This is a genomic window from Streptomyces sp. NPDC088246 (genome assembly GCF_044741025.1).
Classification (GTDB): Bacteria; Actinomycetota; Actinomycetes; order Streptomycetales; family Streptomycetaceae; genus Streptomyces.
Genome location: NZ_JBIURV010000022.1, coordinates 70,906 through 94,519, shown reverse-complemented (window position 1 = coordinate 94,519; position 23,614 = coordinate 70,906). Strand labels below are relative to the sequence as shown.

The following is a 23,614-nucleotide window of genomic DNA, read 5'->3' as shown; positions in this document are numbered from 1 at the left end:
CACGATCGCGACGGCCTGTGGAGGAGCCTAACGGGTGCGCCGGAGCCTCTGTCAGGCGAGGGAAACGATCATCTTTCCGGTGTTCTCGCCACGCAGCAGACCCGTGAAGGCGTCGAAGCCGTTCTCGATGCCTTCGACGAAGGTCTCCCGGTACTTCAGCTCGCCCGAGGCCAGCCAGCCGGCGACCTCCTGGACGAACTGCGGCTGGAGCGCGGCGTGATCGCCGACGAGCATGCCCTGGATGCGCAGCCGCTTGCCGATGACCAGGGCGAGGTTGCGCGGGCCGGGGGTCGGCTCGGTGGCGTTGTACTGGGCGATCATTCCGCAGACGGTGACGCGGCCGTGCACGTTGAGCGAGGAGATCGCCGCTTCGAGGTGCTCGCCGCCGACATTGTCGAAGTAGACGTCGATGCCGTCGGGGGCGGCCGCGCGCAGCTGCTCGGCGACCGGGCCGTTCTTGTAGTTGAAGGCCGCGTCGAAGCCGTACTCCTCGACGAGGAGCTTGACCTTCTCGTCGGAACCGGCCGAGCCGATGACCCGCGAGGCGCCCTTGAGCTTCGCCATCTGGCCGACCTGGCTGCCGACCGCACCGGCGGCACCGGATACGAAGACGGCGTCGCCCTCCTTGAAGGAAGCGACCTCGAAGAGGCCGGCGTAGGCGGTGAGGCCGGTCATGCCGAGCACGCCGAGATAGGCGGAGAGCGGGGCGAGCGACGCGTCGACCTTCACGGCGTGCTCGGCCGGGACATCGGCGTACTCGCGCCAGCCCAGGCCGTGCAGGACGTGGTCGCCGACCGCGATGCCCTCCGCGTTCGAGGCGATGACCTCGCCGACCGCTCCGCCTTCCATGGGGTGGTCGAGCTTGAAGGGCGGGGTGTACGACTTCACATCGTTCATCCGGCCCCGCATGTACGGGTCGACCGAGAAGTACAGATTGCGGACGAGGACGCGGCCCTCGCCGGGGGCGGTGACCGGAGCCTCACGCAGCGCGAAATCCTCGGCCTTCGGCCAGCCGTGGGGGCGGGCGACGAGGTGCCATTCACGGCTGGACGTGGGAAGTGCTGCAGACATGGGCTCGGGGTCTCCTCAATGCCTTACGGGGTGGGGGAAGCCGCTTCGCCCGGGCCGGTGGGGGTCGACGGGGGAAGCAGAAATGCTTCATTGCGTGAAACAACCATGCTCCTGAATATTTCACCTTGTCAAGTAACCGGCTATCCTGGGTGTCATGGCCACCACTCGTACAGACCCTCTGACCCTCGAAGTCGTCGAGCTCATCGGTACCGTCGTGGCGCGCTACTACGAGGAGTACGACGAGGCCGCGGCGGCCCACTCCCTCACCGGCGCCCAGGCGCGCGTCCTCGGGCTGCTCTCCCTGGAGCCGATGCCCATGCGCAAGATCGCCCAGAAGCTGAAGTGCGAGCCGTCGAACATCACCGGCATCGTCGACCGGCTCGAGACGCGCGGTCTGGTGGAGCGCAGGCCGGATCCGGCCGACCGGCGGGTGAAGCTGGCCGCCCCGACGGAGAAGGGTTCACGAACGGCGCAGCAGCTGCGCGATTCGCTCACTTTCGCCCGGGAGCCGCTGGCCGAGCTGTCGGACGGGGACCGGGCGCTGCTGCGGGATCTGCTGCGGCGGATGCTGGGCGAATCAGGCCCGCGCCGCGCCTGAGAGCCTGTCGGGTGACCTCCGATCGGGTGGCGGACGCGGTCTGGTGCGTGCGATTCCAAGGCGGAGGAGGAAGTCGACGCGAAGGGGGTCCCCCCATGCCTTCAGCTATGGGGGGAGTCGGTGACTGACGACAACGCGGGAAGCGTGCGTGCCAGGGCGTGGCCGCCCGGTCGGAGGCCACCCGACAGGCTCTGAGGACGCGGCGCGGCCGGGGGTCACGCGACCGGGCGAACCGCTCACCAGCAGAGCCACAACCAGCACGTGCCGGACTTGGTCGGCGAGGGCGTCGGGCTGGGCCCGGGCGGCGCCGGGCTTGCCGACTGCGTCGGGCCGTCGCCGGGCCGGACGGAGGCCGAGGGTTCGCCGGGTGCCACCTCGGTGGCACCCGGGCCGGCCGACGGGTCCGTGGAGGCGGAGGGCGCGGTGGAGGCCGGTACCGGCACGGCGGAACCCTCGGGGCGGGCGCTGCCGGTCGCCCCGCCCGCTCCCGTGGCATCGGCCGGATGGGAATCGGTGGCCGGGAGCACGGATGGACCGCCCACCGGACCGGGCGGCTCGACCGCGTCGCTCGCCGAGGGGTCAGGGGCCGGCTCGGTCGTGAGCGATGCCGATTCGCGTACGTAGTCCGAGGCGCCGTCGTCGCCCTTCGGCTCGATGGCCAGCTCGGCCAGGCTCAGCGCCCCGGCCGCGAGCACCACGCCGAGCACGACGAGCAGGGCCGTCCGGCCGCGACGGCGGTGCGCACGCCGGCCACGCCCCTTCGCCCCGGCCCCCCGTTCCGGCCCGTGGGAACCATGCGTGCCGCGCGCGGGCTGGACAGCACCACGCCCCCGGCGGCGTCGGCCCCCGGGCTGGGACGGTGCGGGCGTCTCGCGCTCCGCATCCGGTTCGTGACCGGAGAACGCAGGCGTCGCGTAGTGGCTCAGCGCCTCGGCGGGGGTTCCGCATCCGGCACAGGCCAGGGCACCGTTGAGATGCCGCTGACACGGGTGGCAGTAATCCATGGCGCCCGCAGATTAGATGCCTGTAGGACAACCTCGATAGCCGCTCAGGTGAGGATCCTGTGTGGAAACGTTGAATCCATGACCGCGCCCACGCATTTCGGCCCTCGTGAGTTCCAGCTCGTCCTGTTGCGCCGGATGGCCGACCATCAACCCGCCCTCGTCGACGACGCCCGTCAGGAGCTGAGCGCCTCGCTCGCCGAGATGCGGGAGGCCAACCGCCGTTGGCAGGCCATGGTGCGGGCGCCGCACGGGCGGGGCGCCCTGCGCCGCTACCGTTCGGTGCTCGGCGAGCCCGAGTCGTCCGTACACCGCACCATCGGTGACCTGGAGTGCGACGCGCTGCTGTGGCCGGTGCCGCTCTGGCCGGATCTGCGGTTCGAGGTGATGGTCGCGCCGGGCGGGGCCGTATGGAACGAATGGCTGGTCCGGGCGCCGGGAGCGCCGGGCCCCGAGCTGCGTACGGTCGAGGACCTGCGCCCCTGGTCGGGCACGGTGGACGAAGTCGCACGGGCCTTCGCACCGGCCCGCCCCATGGAAGGCAGCGCACCGACCCGGTGGGCGCTCGCGATCACCGCGCCCGGGACGGGTGAGCCGTATGTCGCCGAATTCACCTGGGGGCTGTTCCAGCGGCTGCTGCCCGACTGACTTCCCCGTACCGTACTTTTCTGTCGGTTCGTCAGCTTTGTACCCCTACGGCCCATCCCGACGCGCGCAATGACTCCGAACGGCGCACGATGCGAAGAGAGCCGGCTGCCGCCGGTACCCCCATCAGCGCTCTCGGGAGAACCTGCCGTGACCGTCAGCCTTGAGCAGTTGCGCCGTTGCCATGTCGCCGTCGACCTCGGGGCCGCCCGGACCCGCGTGTTCGTCAAGGGGCTCGGGCTCGTCGTCGACGAGCCGAGTGCCGCCGCCATGAACACCCGTACCGGCTCACTCATCGCCGTCGGCACGCTCGCCGAACAGATGACGGGCCGCACCCCCGACTACATCCGGGTGGTCCACCCGGTCACCGGCGGAACCGTCATCGACATCGAGATGGCCCAGCGCATGCTCCGCCAGCTGCTCGGCGAGAAGCTCCGCCGCCAGCTGCGCCGCAAGCCCCGGCTGCGGGCCGCCGCCTGCACCCCGCACGACAGCGATCCGCTCGCCCAGCGGGCCACCGTCGAGACACTGGTCGGGCTGGGCGCCCGGCGGGTCGAACTCGTCGACACCCTGATCGCGGCGGCCGTCGGCTGCGGGCTCCCCGTCGAGCAGCCGACCGCCTCCATGATCATGGTGTGCGGGGCGGCGACCACCCAGATCGCGGTGCTCTCGCTCGGTTCGATCGTGACCGCCGCACGCATCCCGGTCGGCGGCGACGCCATCGATCACGCGGTGATCCAGCATCTGCGCCAGCACCACGAGCTGATGCTGCCGAGCCAGTCCGTACGCCCGCTCCAGGTGGCGCTCAGCGGCAACGGTCTGACCGCGCACGGTCCCGCCACGACCGAGATCCACGGCCGGGACGTGGCGACCGGCCTGGCCCGCTCGGTGCAGGTCGACACCGCCGCGATGCGTCAGGCGATCCACGCGCCGCTGACCGCGGTGCTCGACGGCCTCGGCAAGATCCTGCGCGCCTGTCCGCCCGACCTGGTGGCCGACATCGCCGACTGCGGGATCATGATGGTCGGCGGCAGCGCGCAGCTGCCCGGTCTCGAACAGATGCTGCGGAATGCCACGGGTGTGCCCGTGCACATCGCCGAGCGGCCCGACGTGTGTTCCGTACTGGGGCTCGGTGCGATGCTGGACGGGAAGATCGAGCCGTTGGTTCTCGACCCGCTCGCCTGCTGACCACCGCGCGGGGTGCGGCGCATGACCGAAGAGACAGCGAACACGGCGGCGGCGGCGAACGCGGCCGCCGGGCCCCCGGCCGAGGAGACGGCCGCCGCGGCCGGCACTCCGCAGGCACCCCGGCTGCCGATGCTCCTGGAAGCGGTGCTGAGCGTCGGCACCGACCTGGAACTGGGCGCCACCCTCCAGCAGATCGTGGACGCCGCCACCGCACTGACCGGGGCCCGGTACGGTGCGCTCGGCGTGCTCGACGCCGAGCGCGGCACCATCAGCGAGCTGATCACCTCGGGCCTCGACGACACCGAGCGGCAGCGCATCGGCCACTTCCCGGACGGGCACTCGGGGATGCTCGGCGTCCTCATCGACGAACCGCAGCCGCTGCGCTCGGACGATCTGACCACCGACCCGCGCTCCTGCGGGGTGCCGCCCGGCCACCCGCCGATGCACTCCTTCCTCGGGTCGCCGATCCGGGTGCAGAACCAGGTGTTCGGCAATCTCTACCTCACCGAGAAACACACCGGCCGCTTCACCGATACGGACATGGCGCTGCTGCAGGTGCTGGCCTCGCAGGCCGGAATCGCGATCGGCAATGCCCGGCTGTACGAGGCGGCCCGGCAGCGGGAGCGCTGGATCGAGGGGGCGGCCGCCGTCACCACCACCCTTTTGACCGGCGGGAACGCGGCCGACGCGCTGATGACCGTCGCCGAGGGGGCCAGAGCCCTCGCCGACGCCTGTGCCGGGGTGATCCTCCAGCCGAACAAGGAGGGCGGGATGGAGGCCGTCACCGCGTCCACGCTCGACGATCCGGCCGGGATCGTCGGTACGACCATCGAGCCCGGCTCCGCCGTGCTGGTCCAACTGCTGGGTGGCGAACCGGTGTTCATCGAGGATTCGGCGACCGATCCGCGGATGACGACGCATGTGCGGTCGCGGTTCGGCCCCAGCATGATGCTGCCGCTGCAGAGCGGCGGGCGGCTGATCGGCACCCTGGCCCTGCCCCGGCGGCGCGGCGACCGCCCGTACACGGCCGCGGACCGGCTGCTGGCCTCCCAGTTCGCCTCGCAGGCCGCACTCGCCCTGGTCCTGGCGGACGCCCAGCACGACCGGGAACAGCTCGCGGTGTACGAGGACCGGGACAGGATCGCCCGCGATCTGCACGACCTCGTCGTCCAGCGGCTGTTCGCGACCGAGATGATGCTGGAGTCGACCCGCCGCAGGGCCGCCGCCCCGGAGTCGGACGAGCTGCTCGGCAAGGCCGCCGACGAGCTGGACTCCACCATTCAGGAGGTACGGACGGCGATCTTCACCCTCCAGCAGCCGCCCGCCGAGGTCCCCGCCACGTTCCGCGGCCGGGTGCTGCGGGAGACCAGGGGCGCCGCGGCCGTCCTCGGCTTCCAGCCATCGGTGCACTTCGACGGGGCGGTCGACACACTGGTCCGGGACCCCGTGGACCGGCGGCTGCTCACCGCGCTGCGGAGTGCCCTCGCGGCCGCGCACCGGCGGGCCGGGGTGTCGGCGATCGAGGTGGCGGTGGATGCGGCGGCCGTGCTGCCGGACGGGCGGGCCGCGGTCCGGCTGGTGGTCGCCGACGACGGCCGGAACGAGGACGGCTCGCGCTCACCGACCTTCACCTGGCAGGCGCCGCTCTGAGCGCTACGCGGGTGTTGGAGTGGGCGACGCCGGCCTCCCGCTTGAGCCTGCGCAGCAGTCCGTCCAGCGCTGCGGTGTCGGCGACGGCGGCCCGTACGAGATAGTCGTGGCCGCCGGTCACATGCACCACTTCGGTGATGCCGGGCAGGGCGAGCACCGCCCGCTCGAACACCTCGTTCGTCGTATCCATCCGCAGCGACACGTCGATGAAGACGACAAGGCCCGTACGGGTGTCGGCGGCCGGGTCGATGATCACGGTGAAGCCGCGGATGACCCCGTCGCGCCGCAGCCGGCGCACCCGGTCGGCCGCGGCGTTGGCGCTGAGTCCGACCCGTACGCCCAGATCGCGGTACGAGATCCGGGCATCCTCCTGCAGGATGCCGAGGATTTCCCTGTCCAGACGGTCCATACTGCGATTGTCGCAGCTTTGTCCGGATTACGACTTCGCAAGGCGCATCCGGAGCTCTCCGCCTCGCCGTGCGAGGCTCGGCCGCACGCGGGTTCGGGCGCCCCACCGCCACGGGTTCCGTCCTCGGACGCCGGACGGGCTCGGTGGTCCCGCCGGGCCGGTGGCTTCTTCGGAGCCGGCCGGGGCGTCTTCGGGTCCGTCCGGCGGTCGAGGACATCTTTTGAGCCCGTCCGGCGGTTGAGGGCGAACCGGTCGCCGGACGGGCCCAGGGGCGCCGGGCTAGGGTGCGGCAGGTGACTCCTCTTCTGTTTGTGCCGGATGACGGTTCCGCCCGGGAAGCCACCCGATTCGGCGAACACACCTTGACGTACGACCGGTTGGCCACCGCCTCCACCGCGCTCGCCACGCGTCTCAGTGGTGCCGGACGAGTCGCCGTATGGGCCACGCCCACGCCCGAGACCGTGGTCGCCGTCGTGGCCGCGCTGCGGGCCGGGGTGCCTGCGGTGCCGCTCAACCCGAAGACGGGCACGCGCGAACTCGCGCACATCGTGGCCGACAGCGAACCGACCGTGGTGCTGGCCGGGGCGGGCGACGTGCTCCCGCCGGTGCTGGACACGCTGGGCCGTATCGATGTCGACACGGCCCCGGACGGCGAGGACGGTGGCGCCGCGCTCCCGGAGCCCTCCCCCGAGTCCCCCGCGCTGATCGTCTACACCTCCGGCACCACGGGCCCGCCCAAGGGCGCGATCCTGCCGCGGCGGGCGATCGCCGCGTCGCTGGACGCGCTGGAGGACGCCTGGCGGTGGACCGGCGACGACGTGCTCGTCCACGCCCTGCCGCTGTTCCATGTGCACGGTCTGATCCTGGGCGTGCTCGGTCCGCTGCGCCGTGGCGGATCGGTACGGCACCTGGGCAGGTTCTCCACCGACGGTGTGGCCCGGGAGCTGTCGTCCGGCGGCACGATGCTCTTCGGCGTACCGACGATGTACCACCGGCTGGCCGAGGCTCTCGACGGCTCCGCCCCCGGCGCGGCCGAGCTGGCGAAGGCGCTGGCCGGGGCCCGGCTGCTGGTGTCCGGGTCTGCCGCACTGCCGGTCCACGACCACGAGCGGATCGCGGCGGCGACCGGCCGCCGGGTCATCGAGCGGTACGGCATGACGGAGACCCTGATGAACACGGGCGTCCGGGCCGACGGCGAACCACGCCCCGGCACGGTCGGCGCCCCCCTGCGCGGCGTCGAGCTCCGCCTGGTGGAGGAGGACGGCACCGTCCTCACCGACCCCGACGCCATCGGCGAGATCCAGGTGCGCGGTACGAACCTCTTCACCGGCTATCTGAACCGCCCCGACGCCACGGCCGCCGCGCTCACCGAGGACGGCTGGTTCCGCACGGGAGACATGGCCACCCGTGACACCGACGGCTATGTACGGATCGTCGGCCGCAAGGCCACCGATCTGATCAAGAGCGGCGGGTACAAGATCGGCGCCGGTGAGATCGAGAACGCGCTCCTCGACCACCCCGGTGTCCGCGAGGCCGCCGTCACCGGTGAGCCGGACCCGGATCTGGGCGAGCGGATCGTCGCCTGGGTGGTGCCGGACGACCCCGCCTCGCCCCCGACGGAGGACGAACTCGCGGACCATGTGGCCACCCAGCTGTCCCCGCACAAGCGCCCGCGCACGGTCCGCTACCTGGACGCACTGCCCCGCAACGACCTGGGCAAGATCATGAAGCGGTCGCTCCATGCCTGACCGGCTGACGGCGAGGGCGGCGATCGCGGCCGTCGCCACCGAGTTCGAGGAGTTCGTCGAATCCGGCGTGGCCGACCACGACACGGATGGGGACGGGCCCCTGTCCTGGGCCGGGTACGCGGACTCCCGGGCCCGCGCCGCCGCCCGTACCGGCGAGGAGGAGTCCGTCGTCCACGGCCTCGCGTCCGTCGGAGGCCGGAGCTGTGTCCTGGTCTCGTTCGAGTTCGGATTCCTGGGCGGCTCACTCGGGCAGCGCACCGGGGACCTGCTGGAGGCCGCGTACGAGGCCGCCCGGACCCGGAGGCTTCCGCTGGTCTCGCTCATCGCGACGGGCGGCAGCCGGATGCAGGAGGGCATGGTCGCCCTGACCCAGCTGCAGCGCGTGGCCCGCGCCTCGGCGCGGCTGCGGGCGGCCGGCCCCGCTCAGCTCGCGGTCCTGCGTGATCCGACGACGGGCGGCGGCTGGGCAACGCTGGGCGCGGGCGCCGATGTGATCCTGGCGCTGCCGGGCGCCCAGGTGGGGTTCGCCGGGTCCCGGGTGCGGCCCGCGGACGCGGACCCCCACGCGTACACCGCCGAGGGCCAGCTGGCCGCGGGCCAGATCGACGCCGTCGTCCCGCCGGACGAGCTCCCGGAGACGGTGGCCCGCTGGCTGCAGGCGCTCCACGCACCCGGTTCCCCGGCCCCCGGCCCCGCTCCGGTGCCGGACGCCCTGTCCGCCACCGGTCTCCCGGTGACCGGCTGGGACGCGGCGCCCCACGCACCCGGTTCCCCGGCCCCCGGACCCGCTCCGGTGCCGGACGCCCTGTCCGCCACCGGTCTCCCGGTGACCGGCTGGGACGCGGTCCGGCAGGCCCGCTCCCCCTCCCGGCCACGCGCCGAGGCGTATCTGGACGCGTATTTCGACCACCGGCTCCCGCTCGGCGGCGACCGCTGCGGTGGTACGGATCCGGGACTGCGCTGCGGTTTCGGGCGGCGCGACGGCCGGACGATCGCGTACGTCGCCCAGTGCGGCACCGCGACCCGACCGGCCGGCTACCGCACGGCGGCCCGGGTGATCCGGCTGGCCGACCGGCTCGGTGTTCCCGTACTCACCCTGATCGACACCCCGGGCGCGGCGAACGACGCCGAGGCGGAACGGGCGGGCGCGGGCGCGGCCATCGCCGACACCTTCGCGGCGATAGCCGAGGCCGGGGTCCCCGTCACGACGCTGGTGATCGGCGAGGGCGGTTCGGGCGGCGCACTGGCCCTGGCGGCACCGGGAAACACCTATGTCACCCAGGACAGCTACTTCTCGGTGATCGCCCCGGAATCGGCGGCGGCGATCCTGAAACGCACCCCGGACGAGGTGCGTACCACGGCCGACCAGCTGCGGCTGCGCCCCCAGGACCTGGTGGAGCTGGGCATCGCCCGCGCCGTGGTGGGCCCGGTGCCGCCGGGGCTCTGAGCCGTCAGGGCTGCGGGTCCTTCGCGTCGTACCGCGCGAACCCGCGCCACCGCAGCCCCAGCAGTGCCACGGCGACGACACACGCGATCCCACCGCCGGTCACCGCCACGCCGGGCGTGGCCAGATCGGCGACCGATCCGGCCACGAAGTCCCCGAGCCTCGGTCCGCCCGCCACGACGACGATGAACACGCCCTGCAGCCGTCCTCGCATCTCGTCCGGAACGGCCGCCTGGAGCATGGTGTTCCGGAAGACCATCGAGGTGTTGTCCGCGCATCCGGCGAGCGCCAGGAGGATCAGCCCGAGCCAGAGCTGACGGGTCAGCCCGAAGACCGCGATGGCGGTGCCCCAGCAGGCGACGGCGATGAGCACGGCGAGTCCGTGGCGGCGGACGCGTCCCAGCCACCCGGAGAACACCCCGCCGAGCAGCGCCCCCAGCGCGGGAGCGGCGACCAGCAGCCCGGTGGTCTTCGCGTCACCGCCGTACCAGACCACGGCGACGACGGGGAACAGCGCCCGGGGATGGGCCAGCACCATGGCGCACAGGTCGGTGAAGAAGGTCATCCGCAGATTCGGCCTGGTCCCCAGGAAGCGCAGCCCGTCCGCGACGGATGCCCGTTTGCCGCCCGCGCCCTCCTCCCGCTCCGGAAGCATCGAGGGAAGCCGCCACATCGCGTACAGCGAGGCGGTGAAGGTGACGGCGTCGACGGTGTACGCGGCCCGGTATCCCCACCAGCCGACGACGATCCCGCCGAGCATCGGCCCGACCAGCGTGCCGGTGGTGCTGGTCATGGAGGTGAGCGCGTTGGCGGCGGGCAGCTGCTCGGCCGGCAGCAGCCGGGCGATCATCGAGCTGCGGGCCGGTGCGTTGAGCGCGAAGCAGGCCGCCTGCAGGGCGACGATCGCGTACAGCAGCCCCACCTGTTCCACCCCGGCGACGGTGGCGGCCACCAGCCCGACGGAGAGGACGAAAGACCCCGCGGAGCTGGCCAGTCCCAGCTTGCGGCGGTCGATGGTGTCCGCGACGGCACCGCCGTACAGCCCGAAGACGACCAGCGGCAGGAACGAACAGAACCCGATGAGCCCGACCGAGAAGGCGGACCCGGTGATGTCGTAGACCTGGAGCGAGACGGCGAGCGCCGTCATTCCCTGCCCGATCCAGGAGACCGTGTTCCCGAACCAGAGCCGCCGGTAGTCGGGGGAGGTCCGCAGCGGCGTCAGGTCGGCGAGTATTCGTGTGCGATGTGCGGGTTCTTCGGCTGTTTCGGTCACAGCGGATGGTAACGACCGGCGTGTGCCCGGCGGTCCGGTCCCCATCGGGCACAGTCTGTTCCCGGCCATACCTCCGCGTCAGGAGGCGCGACCGGCCGCGCAGTTCGGCGCCCGCTCCCGCCCGCCTACCGCCAGTGGATTCCTGACGGGCGGGCAGTCGAGTACACAGTGCCGTTATGTGGTTGTTGGGCACGGCGCTCGAACAGAGTGGCGTACAGACCTCTCCGGCCCAGGAGTTGGGTATGTGTGCCCGACTCCACCAGACGTCCCTCGTCCAGAACAAGGATGCGGTCGGCGTCCGCGGCGAGGGCCAGGTCGTGCGTGATCACGATGGTGGTGCGTCCCTCGGCGAGGCGCCGCAGCGGCGCGAGGATGCGCTGTGCGGCCATTCTGTCCAGTCCGGTGGTGGGCTCGTCGAGGAGGAGGACGGGCGCGTCGCGCAGCATGGCGCGGGCGATGGCGATGCGCTGCAGCTGGCCTCCGGAAAGCCGCGAAGTGCCGGTGGAAATGACGGTGTCATATCCCTCTGGCAAGGTGCGGATGAACCCATGGGCGTCGGCCGCCTTCGCGGCTTCCACGACGTCACGGTGGCTCACATCGGTGCGCCCGCAGCCGATGTTCTCCTCGATGGTGTCGTGCAGGACGAGCGTTTCCTGGGGCAGCAGCGTGATGTTCCGGCGGAGGTAGGTCAGTGGCAGCTGGTCCACGGACACGCCGTCCAGCCGGATACTGCCGGCATCCGGGTCGTAGAACCTCAGCAGCAGAGCCGCCAGAGTCGACTTGCCCGCGCCGCTGGGGCCGGTGACGACCAGTAGCTCCCCCGGGCTCGCGGTGAACGAGAGATCCCGGAGAACCGGCTCGTTGCTGCCGGGGTAGTGGAAGAGGACCTGACACGCCTCCACCTCGCCGGTCGCGCGGTTTCGGGGCGGGGCGGGCACGGAGGCGGCCGGTTCGGTGACGGCGGGCTCGGCGTCGAGGATCTCCAGCAGCCGTTCGGCTCCCGCGGTCGCGGCGGTGGCCGTCAGGCCCAGCTGGCCCAGGGAACGGATCGGCGGATAGAGGTAGCCGATGAAGGCGGCGAAGGCCAGCAACTGTCCGAGCGTCATCCGCTGCCGGGAGATCTCCCACGCCCCCAGACCGATGATCGCCAGGACGCACAACGTTTCGAGGACCTCGACGAGTTGCTCGTAGAACTCGGTGAGGCGGACGGCCTTGACCGCCGTCTTCAGCCGGATACGTGCCTTGCTGAGGAGCCGCTCCTCCTCGTCGTGCTGCCTGTTGTACGCCTGGGTCATGACGACGTTGACCAACGTCTCCTCGACCACTGCCGTGATGGCGCCGTCCGCCGCGCGGCCGCGCCGGGACACGGCGCGCAGGGGACCGGCGAAGCGGGTGGTCGTGAACCAGAAGAACGGCACCATGACAAAGGTGGCCAGGGCCAGATCCCAGCGCAGCCACACGGCGGCGGCCGCGTAGAAGAGCGCACTGAACAGGGCCGAGGCCGCCCCGACGATGCCGGAGACCACGAGCGCTTCGATGGCATCCACGTCACCCGTCAGCCGCTCCACCAGGTCACCGCGGCGATTGCGTTGGTAGAAGTGCGGCGGGAGCGTCTGGAGGTGGCTGAAGACACGGGCCCGCAGCCTCATCACGAAGCGTTCGGCGACCCAGGCCGCGATCGAGCTGCCCAGGTATCCCACCACGGCACCGACGACGGCCACGGCGAGCCACTGGCCGGCAGGTTTCCAGAAGGCGCTGACGGAGCCGGTCTGCAGAGCGGTGTCGGTGAGTTTGGCGAAGAGCAGGACCGTGACGGTCTCGGCGATGGCGGCCAGGATGACGCACAGGAAGATGAGGATGAGCCAGCGCCGGTCGCCTCCGGTCAGTGGCCAGAAGCGCCGGAATGCCACCGCGATGCTGATGGGATCGGTACGGATCGGTACATCCGTCACCGAGTCCTGAGAAGTCTCTTCCAAGGGCGCTGGGCGCCGGGGTGAGCTGCGAAGGCGCATGGGCGTCACGTCACAGAGGTGCTCGGACTATGGACCATCTCCATAGGCGCGCGGACCCCAGAACCGCGAGGCCGACCCGCGCCGTAGCGCGAGCCTGCCTCGTTTCGGGGATGGTGTCGGGAATGTCGGGTCAGTAGCCCCAGCCACCGCCGCCACGGCCATAACCGCCGCGTCCGCCGCGTCCGCCGCGTCCGTAACCGCCGCCTCCGCCGCGTCCACCGCGTCCGCCGCGTCCGAAACCGCCGCGTCCGCCGCGTCCGCGACCGTAGCCGCCGTAACCGTCGTCCCCGCCCCTGTGGTCGAAGATGCTGCGTACGTTCATCTTCGTCTCCTTTGGAAGGTATCTGTGCCGCTCCTGGTTCTTGCTGCGGCACTACCGACACTACGACTGCCCCCTACGACCAACAAGTCGTACAAGCCGTAATTCAGATAAAAGTCACGAAATACCGTAAACCTTCAGAGCGTTGTCATAGGTGACTCTCCGGACACCCCGGAACCAGGGCGCCGACAGCCCTTCAGCGAGAGCCCTTCAGCGACTGGACACCTTTGCCCATGGCAATACTCTTCAACGGAGCCCGAACAAGCCGATCCCGCGGGCGGCACGGACCTGACGAACGCTTCGCAGCCGCGCTGCGCCGCACACAATGGAGTCTGCCCGCACGGCCCTTGACGACACGAGAGATCTGGCGGGCGACGCGCCGGGCCGCGGCGCGGCCACTTGATCTTGGTCCGGAGCTATGGTGAGGGCCCCCACGGAATCCATGGGGGCCCTGTCGCCTGCAGACACGCAGGTCATAACGTTTCTGCCGGAACAGCAACAGTGGGGCGGGTGGGACTCGAACCCACGGCCGACGGATTATGAGTCCGCTGCTCTAACCGGCTGAGCTACCGCCCCTTTTCGGCGTGGCGCGTACAAGTGTGCGCGCCGTCTGCCGCAGCATAGCCGGTCATACGATCTCCCGCTCCGGATGGTCGGCTTCGCACGACCATGAAGACTGCGCCGCTCCCTGCCCGGTTCCGAACGGAGCGAAGTAGACGCGAAAGAGTCACGTGCACCCCACACGCATCACGGCGAAGGGCCGACGACAGGCACGCGAAAAAGGACCCCTCAGGGCCCTCTTCCGTTCCGCTCCCCCGACTGGACTCGAACCAGTAACCCTCCGGTTAACAGCCGAATGCTCTGCCAATTGAGCTACAGGGGATCGCGCTCCCCCGACTGGACTCGAACCAGTAACCTGCCGGTTAACAGCCGGCTGCTCTGCCAATTGAGCTACAGGGGATTGCTGCGTTTGCACCGAACCCTACCTGCCTGGCTCCTGCCGGGCGGCGTGCGTTCGCTGCGACACATACATTAGCGCAAGCAGGGGGGTGCTTTGCCAATCGGTATCGCCCGGGGTGATCTCGGGCGCCCGCGGGTAGGCGGGCAGCACACGTCGCACTGAGCAAGGAAGGGTGGCAGCCATGCGGTACCGGCTCACGTTCATCGCCGGACTGGCCCTCGGATACGTGATCGGCACCCGGGCCGGGCGCGAGCGTTACGAGCAGCTGAAGAAGTCCGCACGTCAGTTCGCCCAGAACCCGGCCGTGCGCAATACCGCCGAGTCCGCGGCACAGAGCGGCCGCGATCTGGCCGGCAAGGCTTACCACGTGGTCAGCGACAAGGTCGGCGACAAGATGCCCGCCTCGGTGGCCGACCGGGTGCGCTCGCTGCGGGACCGCGGCCAGAACGGCGAGGACGACTGGGGCACCACCAACACCTAGTCGGATGCCGCCCGCCCACTGCCGCGCCACCGGTACGGAAACGCTCCGGCGGTGCGGCAGAATCTTCGGCATGGGCATAGTCGCCGGCTTGGACAGTTCTTCCGCCTTCACACACATCGTCGTCTGCGATACGGACACGGGCGCCGTGCTGCGCCGGGGGTACGCCGCACACCCCGTCGAGGCGAAGGCCACCGAGGTCGACCCGCAGGCGTGGCTGCTCTCGCTCGGTGAGGCCGCTACCGGAGGGCTGCTCGAAGGTGTGCAGGCCATCGGTGTCTCCGCGCAGCAGCACGGTCTGGTGCCGCTGGACCACCAGGGCAATCTCGTGCGCCCGGCACTGCTCGGCAATGACAGACGGGCGCAGGTCGCCGCGGCCGATCTGATCGACGGGCTCGGCGGGCGGCAGTCCTGGGCCGAGGCGGTCGGGTCGGTGCCGCAGGCCACGCAGCCGGTGTCGAAGCTGCGCTGGCTGGCACGCACCGAGCCGGAGGCGGCACAGCGCGTGGCCTCGGTGCTGCAGCCGCACGACTGGCTGGTGTGGCAGCTGCTGGGGCGGCCGACCCGGCGGACCACCGACCGGGGTGCCGCGTCCGGCACCGGTTACTGGTCGGCGGGCAGTGGTGCCTACCGGCCCGACCTGGTGGAGCTCGCGCTCGGGCACCAGGCGGCGCTGCCCGAGGTGCTCGGCCCCTCCGATGCGGCCGGGACGACACCCGAGGGGCTGCTGATCTCCGCGGGGACCGGCGAGACGATGGCGGCGGCGTTCGGGCTCGGGGTCGGGGCCGGCGACGCGGTGGTGTCGCTGGGCGCGTCGGGTTCGGTCATGGCGGTGCACCACGAGGCGCTGTCCGATCCGAGCGGGATGATCACTTCGTTCGCGGACGCGACCGGGATGCATCTGCCGGTGGTGCACACGTCGAATGCGGTACGCGCGTTGCGCGGGTCCGTCGAGATGCTGGGCGTCGAGGGGCTGGAGGAGCTGTCCGCGCTGGCGCTGAAGTCGACGCCGGGCGCCTCCGGGCTCGTACTCCTGCCGTATCTGGAGGGCGAGCGCACCCCGCACCTGCCGCACGCGGCGGGGACGCTGTGCGGGCTGCGGCGCGAGTCGATGAAGCCGGAGCATCTGGCGCGGGCGGCGTTCGAGGGAATGCTGTGCTCGCTGGCCGACGCGCTCGATGTACTGCGCGGCCGCGGTGTCGAGGTGCGGCGGGTGTTCCTGCTGGGGGCGGCGGCCGAACTGCCCGCAGTGCAGGGGCTCGCGCCCGCACTGTTCGGCACGCAGGTGGTCGTGCCGCAGCCCGCCGAGTACGCGGCGCTGGGCGCGGCCCGGCAGGCGGCCTGGGCACTGGGGGTCTCGCAGGGGACGGCCGATCCACTCACTCCCCCGGCCTGGCAGGGTGCCGCGGCGCAGGTGCTGGAGCCGGGCGAGGAGCTGGCGGTCGGCCGGGCGGTGCGCCAGCAGTACATGGCCACGCGCGACCAGATCCATCCGGGGGCGTTCGACTCCGCGCCCTGAACCGACCACCCTGCGTGACATGACCGGGTACACCCGACGGAGATCGATCTTCCACATGTGTACTCGGTCTTTTTTTTGACCTGGTCTTGAATAAAATCGTTCGCAGTCCCCGTCGGGGGTACCGGAAAATGGGTCGACTCCCGACCTCTGCCGACTCCGAGAGACACGCGTGCTCATAAAACTCCTGCGGGCCTATCTCGGTCCGTACAAGAAACCCATCCTGCTCCTGGTCCTCCTCCAACTCCTGCAGACCTGCGCCAGCCTCTATCTGCCCACCCTGAACGCCGACATCATCGACAACGGTGTCGTCAAGGGGGACACGGGCTACATCCTGGAGTTCGGCGGCATCATGATCGCCGTCAGCATCGCCCAGGTGGTCTGCAACATGGGGGCCGTCTACTACGGCGCCCGCACGGCGTCCGCCCTCGGCCGTGATGTCCGGGCGTCGATCTTCGACCGGGTGCAGTCGTTCTCGGCGCGTGAGGTCGGCCGGTTCGGCGCACCCTCGCTGATCACACGTACGACCAATGACGTCCAGCAGGTCCAGATGCTCGTGCTGATGACGTTCACCCTGATGGTGTCGGCGCCGATCATGTGCGTCGGCGGCATCATCATGGCGCTCGGCCAGGACGTCCCGCTTTCGGCCGTGCTGCTCGCGGTGGTGCCGGTGCTCGGCATCGCGGTGAGCCTGATCGTCAAGCGGATGCGGCCGCTGTTCCGCACCATGCAGGAGCGGGTCGACACCGTGAACCGGGTGCTGCGCGAGCAGATCACCGGCAACCGCGTGATCCGCGCCTTCGTCCGCGACCGTTACGAGGAGGAGCGTTTCCGCGGCGCCAACAACGAGCTGACCGATGTGGCGCTGTCCACGGGCCGGCTGATGGCGCTGATGTTCCCGACCGTGATGACGGTCGTGAATGTGTCCTCGATCGCCGTGGTCTGGTTCGGCGCCCATCGCATCGACAGCGGCGGCATGGAGATCGGCGCGCTGACCGCGTTCCTCGCCTATCTGATGCAGATCGTCATGTCGGTGATGATGGCCACCTTCATGTTCATGATGGTGCCGCGCGCCGAGGTCTGCGCCGAGCGCATCCAGGAGGTCCTGGAGACCGAGTCGAGCGTGGTTCCGCCGGTCAAGCCGGTCAGCGAGCTGCGCGCCCACGGTCATCTGGAGGTCCGTGGCGCGGACTTCCGTTACCCGGGCGCCGAGGAGCCGGTGCTGCGCTCGGTGGATCTGGTGGCCCGTCCCGGCGAGACCACCGCGATCATCGGGTCGACGGGCAGCGGCAAGTCGACGCTGCTCGGACTCGTACCGCGGCTGTTCGATGTGACGGACGGACAGGTGCTGGTCGACGGCACGGACGTACGGACGCTGGAGCCGGCGCTGCTGGCGAAGACCGTGAGTCTCGTTCCGCAGAAGCCGTATCTGTTCTCCGGGACGGTCGCGACGAATCTGCGGTACGGAAACCCGGACGCCACCGATGAGGAGCTGTGGCACGCGCTGGAGGTCGCGCAGGCCAAGGAGTTCGTCGAAGCGCTGGAACACGGCCTGCACGCGCCGATCGCGCAGGGCGGCACCAATGTCTCCGGCGGACAGCGGCAGCGTCTGGCGATCGCCAGGACGCTGGTGCAGCGGCCGGAGATCTACCTCTTCGACGACTCGTTCTCCGCGCTCGACTATGCGACCGACGCCGCACTGCGCGGGGCGCTCTCGCAGGAGACGGCCGAGGCCACCGTGGTGATCGTGGCGCAGCGGGTGTCCACCATCCGTGACGCCGACCGGATCCTGGTGCTGGACGAGGGCCGGGTCGTCGGCTCCGGCACCCATCACGAGCTGATGGACGGCAATGACACGTACCGGGAGATCGTGCTCTCCCAGCTGACGGAAGCGGAGGCCGCGTAATGGCCGGGCCTGGCGGACGCATGATGGCGGGCGGGGCGCCGACCGACCGGTCCATGGACTTCAAGGGGTCATCGAAGCGGCTGCTGAAGCGCTTCGCGACGGAGAAGACCCCGCTGTACGTGATGCTGCTGGCCTGCGTGCTGAGCGTCGGCCTGTCGGTGGTCGGGCCGAAGATCCTCGGCAGGGCGACGGACCTGGTGTTCGCCGGGGTCATCGGCCGGAAGATGCCGCAGGGAACGACCAAGGAACAGGCCGTCGAGGGCCTGCGCAGGACCAACAGCGGCCTCGCCGACATGCTCTCCGGGGTGGACTTCACACCCGGCCACGGCATCGACTTCGGTGCGGTGGGCGACGTACTGCTGGTGGCGCTGGCGGTCTACGTCGGTGCCGGGCTGCTGATGCTGGTGGCGACGCGGCTGTCGATCCGGATCATCAACCGGGTCGTGTTCCGGCTGCGCGAGGACATCCAGACGAAGCTGTCGCGGCTGCCGCTGTCCTACTTCGACCGGGCCAAGCGCGGCGAGGTGCTCAGCCGGGCGACGAACGACATCGACAACATCTCGCAGACGATGCAGCAGACGATGGGCCAGCTCATCAATTCCCTGCTCACCATCGTCGGCGTACTGATCATGATGTTCTGGGTCTCGCCGCTGCTGGCGCTGGTCGCGTTGGTGACGGTGCCGCTCTCGGTGGTCGTGGCCGCGAAGGTCGGCAAGCGGTCCCAGCCGCAGTTCGTGCAGCAGTGGAAGGTGACCGGCAAGCTCAACGCCCATATCGAGGAGATGTACACCGGGCACACCCTGGTGAAGGTCTTCGGCCGGCAGGAGGAGTCCGCGAAGGACTTCGCCGAGCAGAACGAGGCGCTGTACGAGGCCGGTTTCAAGGCGCAGTTCAACAGCGGGATCATGCAGCCGCTGATGATGTTCGTCTCCAACCTGAACTATGTGCTGATCGCCGTTGTCGGTGGTCTGCGCGTCGCGTCGGGTTCGCTGTCGATCGGTGATGTGCAGGCCTTCATCCAGTACTCGCGGCAGTTCTCGATGCCGCTGACCCAGGTCGCCTCGATGGCGAACCTGGTGCAGTCGGGCGTCGCGTCGGCCGAGCGGATCTTCGAGCTGCTGGACGCCGAGGAGCAGGGCGCCGACCCCGCGCCGGGTACCGGCGAGCACCCCGAGGAGCTGCGGGGCAGCGTCTCGTTGGAGAAGGTGTCGTTCCGCTACGACCCGGAGAAGCCGCTCATCGAGGATCTGTCGCTGAACGTCGAGCCGGGTCACACGGTCGCGATCGTCGGCCCGACCGGCGCCGGCAAGACCACGCTCGTCAATCTGCTGATGCGGTTCTACGAGGTGACGGGCGGCCGGATCACCCTCGACGGGGTCGACGTGGCGAACATGTCGCGCGACGACCTGCGGTCGGGGATAGGCATGGTCCTCCAGGACACCTGGCTCTTCGGCGGGTCGATCGCGGAGAACATCGCGTACGGCGCTTCGCGCGAGGTCACCCGGGAGGAGATCGAGGAGGCGGCGAAGGCGGCCCACGCCGACCGTTTCATCCGTACCCTGCCGGACGGCTACGACACGGTGCTCGACGACGAGGGCTCCGGCGTCAGCGCGGGCGAGAAGCAGCTGATCACCATCGCGCGGGCATTCCTGTCCGACCCGGTGATCCTGGTGCTCGACGAGGCGACGAGCTCCGTCGACACCCGTACCGAGGTACTGATCCAGAAGGCGATGGCGCGCCTGGCGCACGGTCGCACGAGCTTTGTGATCGCGCACCGGCTCTCCACCATCCGGGATGCCGACGTCATCCTGGTGATGGAGAACGGCTCGATCGTCGAACAGGGCACGCACGACGAACTGTTGGATGCCGAGGGCGCGTACGCCCGGCTGTATTCGGCGCAGTTCGCGCAGGCGGTCGCCGAGGTCGACTAGAAGAAGCGGTCAGCGCATGAGGAGGGCCCGTACCGCCGGCCGGCGGTACGGGCCCTCCTTTCTTCGGGGCCGGGCCGGGCCGCTCTCACGGGCGAGGTGCCGACCCGGCCGGTCCAGGGGCGTGGCCGTACGGTCCGGCGTCCCTGCGGGGTCAGTCGAGGTAGCCGCGAAGCTGGTCGGCGAAGGCGTGGTCCCGCAGCTTGTTGAGGGTCTTGGACTCGATCTGGCGGATGCGTTCGCGTGTCACGCCGAAGATCCTGCCTATCTCCTCAAGTGTGCGGGGCCGCCCGTCGGCCAGCCCGTAGCGCAGCTGGACCACCTTCCGCTCACGCTCGTTCAGAGTGGAGAGCACCGCTTCCAGATGCTCGCGCAGCAGCAGGAACGCAGCTGACTCGACCGGGGACGCGGCGTCACCGTCCTCGATCAGGTCACCGAGGGCGACGTCCTCCTCCTCGCCGACCGGGGCGTGCAGCGAGACGGGTTCCTGGGCGAGCCGCAGGACTTCGCCGACCCGTTCCGGGGTGAGGTCGAGCTGGTCGGCCACCTCCTCGGGTGTCGGCTCGTAGCCGCGCTCCTGGAGCATCCGGCGCTGGACCCGTACGACGCGGTTGATCAGTTCGACGACATGGACCGGGACCCGTATGGTCCGCGCCTGGTCGGCAAGGGCGCGGGACATGGCCTGCCGGATCCACCAGGTCGCGTACGTCGAGAACTTGTAGCCCCGGGCGTAGTCGAACTTCTCGACCGCCCTGATCAGTCCGAGGTTTCCCTCCTGGACCAGATCGAGCATGGTCAGCCCGCGGCCGACATAGCGTTTGGCGACGGAGACGACGAGGCGGAGGTTGGCCTCGACGAGACGGCGCTTCGCCATCCGCCCCATGACCACCAACCGGTCGAGATCGACGGCCAGTCGGGTGTCCGGGTCCGGGGTGCTCGCGAGCCGTTCCTCGGCGAAGAGACCGGCCTCGACGCGGCGGGCGAGCTCCACCTCGTCCGCGGCGGTGAGCAGCGGAATCCGGCCGATCTCCCGCAGATACTGGCGGAAGAGATCGGAGGACGGGCCGGCGGTCTCCGGGCGGCCCCGCGGCTCCGGCGTTTCGGGCGCCTGGGGCAGCTCCTCCATGAGTGCCTCGGGTGGATCGGACGGTGTCTGCGGCTCCACCGCGGCCTCCGGATGATGCACGGCCCGGTTCTGCGCGGGTATTGCCGAGACATACTCGGTTTCGGTCAGGGTCCGGGTCTGCACGGGGGCGACCTCCAGGTGATCGCTGCCGGATCGCGGGGATGGAGGACCACCGTTCGGTGGGCCGGCCGCGCTCCGATGACTCAGGCACCGCCCCCCAGTGTGGGGGAAGACACATCGCTGCCACGAGGGGCGTGCGGGGACTTTCTGAGTCCGGTCCGTGACCGAGCGGTTACGGGGACGGGCAGTCTTTCGAGCCCGTCCGGCGATCGAGGAGGCGGCGGCGACCGGACGGACCCGGTGCGCCTTCCCGGTGCGCGGCGCCGGAACCTCGCGTCAGAGCGCGTCGGCGCCCTTGTTGCGCAGGGCCTGGGCGTACTGCTGGAGGACCCAGACCTCGTTCTGCGCGGCCGCGAGATGGTCCGGGGCGACATTGCTGCCGAGACGGGCGAGGCTGCCCTGTACGTCGTCGATCCGGCGGTCGACGGCGCGCAGCCGGACCTGGACGAGCTGCATGCCCGCGTAGGTCTCGTCGATGGTCTTGCCGTGGAAGACCTCCACCGCCAGCTCGGTGACCAGCTTGCGCACCGTGTCGTTGGGGGTCGCGTCGAGCACCTGGACCAGGTACTCGCGGGTCTCCGGGACACCCATCTCGGCGCCGCCCGCCTCCGCGATGCACTGCCGGACCGCGGCGTACGGCGGGGCGGTGAACTCATCGGCCCCGTAGGCGTCGAAGGCCGGTGAGACGAGGGCGGGTTTCTGCAGGGCGAGCTTGAGCAACTCGCGCTCGGTGCGGTGCGCCGGGCTGCGGAGGTTGAGCGCGGGGCCGGAGGGGGCGGCGGGGGCCTGGATCTGCTGGTGCTGCGCACCGGCACGGGAGGAGGCGGGCTCCGGTCCTCGCCGGTCGCCCCGCCCGCGGGCCCACTGGGCGAGCTGGTTGACCCGGTGCACGACGTACTCCTGGTCCAGGATGCCGACGAAGCCGGCCAGCTGGACGGCCACCTCGCGCTGCACGCTGCCCGTCTTGATCTTGGCGACGACCGGTGCCGCCTCGTCGAGCGCGGCGGCGCGGCCCGCCGGGGTCTCCAGGTCGTATCGGCCGACGATCTGGCGGAGCGCGAACTCGAAGAGCGGGGTGCGGGGTTCGACCAGGTCACGGACGGCCTCGTCACCCTTGGCCAGGCGCAGATCGCACGGGTCCATGTTGTCCGGGGCGATCGCGATGTACGTCTCGGCGGCGAACTTCTGGTCGTCCTCGAAGGCGCGCAGGGCGGCCTTCTGCCCGGCCGCGTCACCGTCGAAGGTGAAGATCACCCGGGCGCTGCCGTTGTCCATCAGGAGGCGGCGCAGGATCTTGATGTGGTCGCCGCCGAAGGCCGTACCGCAGGTGGCGATGGCGGTGGTGATCCCGGCGAGATGGCAGGCCATGACGTCGGTGTAGCCCTCGACGACCACGGCCCGGCTGGCCTTCGCGATGTCCTTCTTCGCCAGGTCGATGCCGTACAGCACCTGGGACTTCTTGTAGATCGCGGTCTCGGGGGTGTTGAGGTACTTCGGTCCGTTGTCGTCGTCGCGCAGCTTGCGGGCGCCGAAGCCGACGACATCGCCGGAGGTGTCGCTGATGGGCCACATCAGCCGGCCGCGGAATCGGTCGATGGGGCCGCGCCTGCCGTCCTGGGAGAGGCCGGAGGTGATCAGTTCCTTGTCGCTGAAGCCCTTGCCGCGCAGATAGCGGGTGAGGTGGTCCCACCCGGCCGGGCTGTAGCCGACGCCGAAATGGGCGGCCGCCGCCTGGTCGAAGCCGCGCCCGGCGAGGAACTTCCGGCCGATCTCGGCCTCGGGGCTGTCCAGCTGCTCGACATAGAACTGGGCGGCCACCTTGTGCGCCTCCACCAGCCGGATGCGCTCACCGCGCTGGTGGGAGGGGTTGTACCCGCCCTCCTCGTACCGCAGTGTGATGCCCGCCTTGGCGGCGAGCCGCTCGACCGTCTCGGAGAACGAGAGATGGTCGATCTTCATCACGAAGGCGATCGTGTCGCCGCCCTCCTGGCAGCCGAAGCAGTGGAAGAGACCCTTGCTCGGGCTGACCTGGAAGGAGGGGGACTTCTCGTCGTGGAACGGGCAGAGGCCCTTGAGGTTGCCACCGCCGGCGTTGCGCAGCTGGAGATACTCGGAAACGACGGCGTCGATCGGGACCGCGTCCCGTACCGCCTTCACATCGTCGTCATTGATCCTGCCTGCCACGGGTGAAGTCTACGGGTGGGGTGCGACAGCTGTGCCG

At 70.4% G+C, this 23,614-nt stretch carries 18 protein-coding genes and 3 tRNA genes; 10 read left to right on the top strand and 11 right to left on the bottom strand.

The annotated features are described in order from the left end of the window. Nucleotides 1-51 precede the first annotated feature (51 nt). Entirely contained in the window at nt 52-1,071 is a 1,020-nt protein-coding gene (locus ACIPEK_RS27870) for an NADP-dependent oxidoreductase (RefSeq protein ID WP_402001321.1), read from the bottom strand. A 154-nt stretch (nt 1,072-1,225) separates the two neighbouring features. Between ACIPEK_RS27870 and ACIPEK_RS27865 the strand changes: the two genes are divergently transcribed. Beyond that, nucleotides 1,226-1,669, top strand: coding sequence for a MarR family winged helix-turn-helix transcriptional regulator (locus tag ACIPEK_RS27865; protein ID WP_402001318.1), 444 nt, complete (start codon nt 1,226-1,228; stop codon nt 1,667-1,669). Between the two features lie 236 nt (nt 1,670-1,905). Here the strand turns inward: ACIPEK_RS27865 and ACIPEK_RS27860 are convergent, their stop codons facing one another. Beyond that, nucleotides 1,906-2,673: a hypothetical protein gene (locus ACIPEK_RS27860; RefSeq protein WP_402001315.1), complete on the bottom strand. Its 768-nt coding sequence runs from the start codon at nt 2,671-2,673 to the stop codon at nt 1,906-1,908. 78 nt (nt 2,674-2,751) lie between these two features. Here ACIPEK_RS27860 and ACIPEK_RS27855 point away from each other — a divergent pair, with 78 nt between their 5' ends. The 3 genes from ACIPEK_RS27855 (at nt 2,752) to ACIPEK_RS27845 (ending at nt 6,153) form a co-directional block, all read left to right on the top strand. Then, on the top strand, nt 2,752-3,318 hold the full coding sequence (locus ACIPEK_RS27855; RefSeq protein WP_402001312.1) for a hypothetical protein: 567 nt from the start codon (nt 2,752-2,754) through the stop codon (nt 3,316-3,318). A 147-nt stretch (nt 3,319-3,465) separates the two neighbouring features. Further along, on the top strand, nt 3,466-4,503 hold the full coding sequence (locus ACIPEK_RS27850) for a rod shape-determining protein (RefSeq protein WP_402001309.1): 1,038 nt from the start codon (nt 3,466-3,468) through the stop codon (nt 4,501-4,503). 21 nt (nt 4,504-4,524) lie between these two features. Beyond that, nucleotides 4,525-6,153, top strand: a complete 1,629-nt coding sequence (locus tag ACIPEK_RS27845) for a GAF domain-containing protein (protein WP_402001306.1) — start codon at nt 4,525-4,527, stop codon at nt 6,151-6,153. Here the strand turns inward: ACIPEK_RS27845 and ACIPEK_RS27840 are convergent. Next, complete coding sequence (locus ACIPEK_RS27840) at nt 6,131-6,562, bottom strand: Lrp/AsnC family transcriptional regulator (RefSeq protein WP_093897145.1); 432 nt, start codon at nt 6,560-6,562, stop codon at nt 6,131-6,133. The two genes, ACIPEK_RS27845 and ACIPEK_RS27840, sit on opposite strands and share 23 nt — an antisense overlap. 284 nt (nt 6,563-6,846) lie before the next feature. Between ACIPEK_RS27840 and ACIPEK_RS27835 the strand changes: the two genes are divergently transcribed. After that, entirely contained in the window at nt 6,847-8,310 is a 1,464-nt protein-coding gene (locus ACIPEK_RS27835; protein WP_402001303.1) for an acyl-CoA synthetase, read from the top strand. After that, a complete protein-coding gene (locus tag ACIPEK_RS27830) occupies nt 8,303-9,757 on the top strand; it encodes a carboxyl transferase domain-containing protein (protein ID WP_402001300.1) in 1,455 nt (484 codons plus the stop codon). The genes ACIPEK_RS27835 and ACIPEK_RS27830 overlap by 8 nt, the downstream gene beginning before the upstream one ends. Before the next feature lie 4 nt (nt 9,758-9,761). Here ACIPEK_RS27830 and ACIPEK_RS27825 read toward each other — a convergent pair whose 3' ends face one another. The 6 genes from ACIPEK_RS27825 to ACIPEK_RS27800 form a co-directional block, all read right to left on the bottom strand. Continuing rightward, nucleotides 9,762-11,027: an MFS transporter gene (locus ACIPEK_RS27825; RefSeq protein ID WP_383079772.1), complete on the bottom strand. Its 1,266-nt coding sequence runs from the start codon at nt 11,025-11,027 to the stop codon at nt 9,762-9,764. Between the two features lie 125 nt (nt 11,028-11,152). After that, nucleotides 11,153-13,039: an ABC transporter ATP-binding protein gene (locus ACIPEK_RS27820; protein ID WP_402001295.1), complete on the bottom strand. Its 1,887-nt coding sequence runs from the start codon at nt 13,037-13,039 to the stop codon at nt 11,153-11,155. Nucleotides 13,040-13,169: 130 nt separating this feature from the next. Next, nucleotides 13,170-13,361 carry a hypothetical protein gene (locus ACIPEK_RS27815; protein WP_402001293.1) on the bottom strand — a complete coding sequence of 64 codons (192 nt, stop codon included), beginning with the start codon at nt 13,359-13,361 and terminating at the stop codon, nt 13,170-13,172. A gap of 499 nt (nt 13,362-13,860) precedes the next feature. Continuing rightward, nucleotides 13,861-13,934, bottom strand: a tRNA-Ile gene (locus ACIPEK_RS27810). A 234-nt stretch (nt 13,935-14,168) separates the two neighbouring features. After that, a tRNA-Asn gene (locus ACIPEK_RS27805) sits at nt 14,169-14,241 on the bottom strand. Between the two features lie 5 nt (nt 14,242-14,246). Further along, nucleotides 14,247-14,319: transfer RNA gene (locus ACIPEK_RS27800), tRNA-Asn, on the bottom strand. Nucleotides 14,320-14,500: 181 nt separating this feature from the next. Here ACIPEK_RS27800 and ACIPEK_RS27795 point away from each other — a divergent pair. The 4 genes from ACIPEK_RS27795 (at nt 14,501) to ACIPEK_RS27780 (ending at nt 20,150) form a co-directional block, all read left to right on the top strand. After that, nucleotides 14,501-14,800, top strand: a complete 300-nt coding sequence (locus ACIPEK_RS27795) for a YtxH domain-containing protein (RefSeq protein ID WP_402001290.1) — start codon at nt 14,501-14,503, stop codon at nt 14,798-14,800. Nucleotides 14,801-14,870: 70 nt separating this feature from the next. Beyond that, complete coding sequence (locus tag ACIPEK_RS27790; RefSeq protein ID WP_383070223.1) at nt 14,871-16,316, top strand: FGGY family carbohydrate kinase; 1,446 nt, start codon at nt 14,871-14,873, stop codon at nt 16,314-16,316. Between the two features lie 169 nt (nt 16,317-16,485). Next, on the top strand, nt 16,486-18,219 hold the full coding sequence (locus tag ACIPEK_RS27785) for an ABC transporter ATP-binding protein (RefSeq protein WP_402001287.1): 1,734 nt from the start codon (nt 16,486-16,488) through the stop codon (nt 18,217-18,219). After that, entirely contained in the window at nt 18,219-20,150 is a 1,932-nt protein-coding gene (locus ACIPEK_RS27780; protein ID WP_402001284.1) for an ABC transporter ATP-binding protein, read from the top strand. The genes ACIPEK_RS27785 and ACIPEK_RS27780 overlap by 1 nt, the downstream gene beginning before the upstream one ends. A 151-nt stretch (nt 20,151-20,301) precedes the next feature. Here the strand turns inward: ACIPEK_RS27780 and ACIPEK_RS27775 are convergent, their stop codons facing one another. Both ACIPEK_RS27775 and dnaG read right to left on the bottom strand, forming a co-directional pair. Next, nucleotides 20,302-21,396 (bottom strand): RNA polymerase sigma factor, encoded by a 1,095-nt coding sequence (locus ACIPEK_RS27775; protein WP_402001281.1) that lies wholly within the window; start codon nt 21,394-21,396, stop codon nt 20,302-20,304. Nucleotides 21,397-21,669: 273 nt separating this feature from the next. Beyond that, nucleotides 21,670-23,577 (bottom strand): DNA primase, encoded by a 1,908-nt coding sequence (gene dnaG / locus ACIPEK_RS27770; RefSeq protein WP_402001278.1) that lies wholly within the window; start codon nt 23,575-23,577, stop codon nt 21,670-21,672. Nucleotides 23,578-23,614 lie beyond the last annotated feature (37 nt).

What these genes read in the sequence shown, in the direction of transcription:
- ACIPEK_RS27870 (WP_402001321.1), bottom strand. Translation starts at nt 1,071, where the DNA reads ATGTCTGCAGCACTTCCCACGTCCAGCCGTGAATGGCACCTCGTCGCC.
- ACIPEK_RS27865 (WP_402001318.1), top strand. Translation starts at nt 1,226, where the DNA reads ATGGCCACCACTCGTACAGACCCTCTGACCCTCGAAGTCGTCGAGCTC.
- ACIPEK_RS27860 (WP_402001315.1), bottom strand. Translation starts at nt 2,673, where the DNA reads ATGGATTACTGCCACCCGTGTCAGCGGCATCTCAACGGTGCCCTGGCC.
- ACIPEK_RS27855 (WP_402001312.1), top strand. Translation starts at nt 2,752, where the DNA reads ATGACCGCGCCCACGCATTTCGGCCCTCGTGAGTTCCAGCTCGTCCTG.
- ACIPEK_RS27845 (WP_402001306.1), top strand. Translation starts at nt 4,525, where the DNA reads ATGACCGAAGAGACAGCGAACACGGCGGCGGCGGCGAACGCGGCCGCC.
- ACIPEK_RS27840 (WP_093897145.1), bottom strand. Translation starts at nt 6,562, where the DNA reads ATGGACCGTCTGGACAGGGAAATCCTCGGCATCCTGCAGGAGGATGCC.
- ACIPEK_RS27830 (WP_402001300.1), top strand. Translation starts at nt 8,303, where the DNA reads ATGCCTGACCGGCTGACGGCGAGGGCGGCGATCGCGGCCGTCGCCACC.
- ACIPEK_RS27820 (WP_402001295.1), bottom strand. Translation starts at nt 13,039, where the DNA reads ATGCGCCTTCGCAGCTCACCCCGGCGCCCAGCGCCCTTGGAAGAGACT.
- ACIPEK_RS27815 (WP_402001293.1), bottom strand. Translation starts at nt 13,361, where the DNA reads ATGAACGTACGCAGCATCTTCGACCACAGGGGCGGGGACGACGGTTAC.
- ACIPEK_RS27795 (WP_402001290.1), top strand. Translation starts at nt 14,501, where the DNA reads ATGCGGTACCGGCTCACGTTCATCGCCGGACTGGCCCTCGGATACGTG.
- ACIPEK_RS27790 (WP_383070223.1), top strand. Translation starts at nt 14,871, where the DNA reads ATGGGCATAGTCGCCGGCTTGGACAGTTCTTCCGCCTTCACACACATC.
- ACIPEK_RS27780 (WP_402001284.1), top strand. Translation starts at nt 18,219, where the DNA reads ATGGCCGGGCCTGGCGGACGCATGATGGCGGGCGGGGCGCCGACCGAC.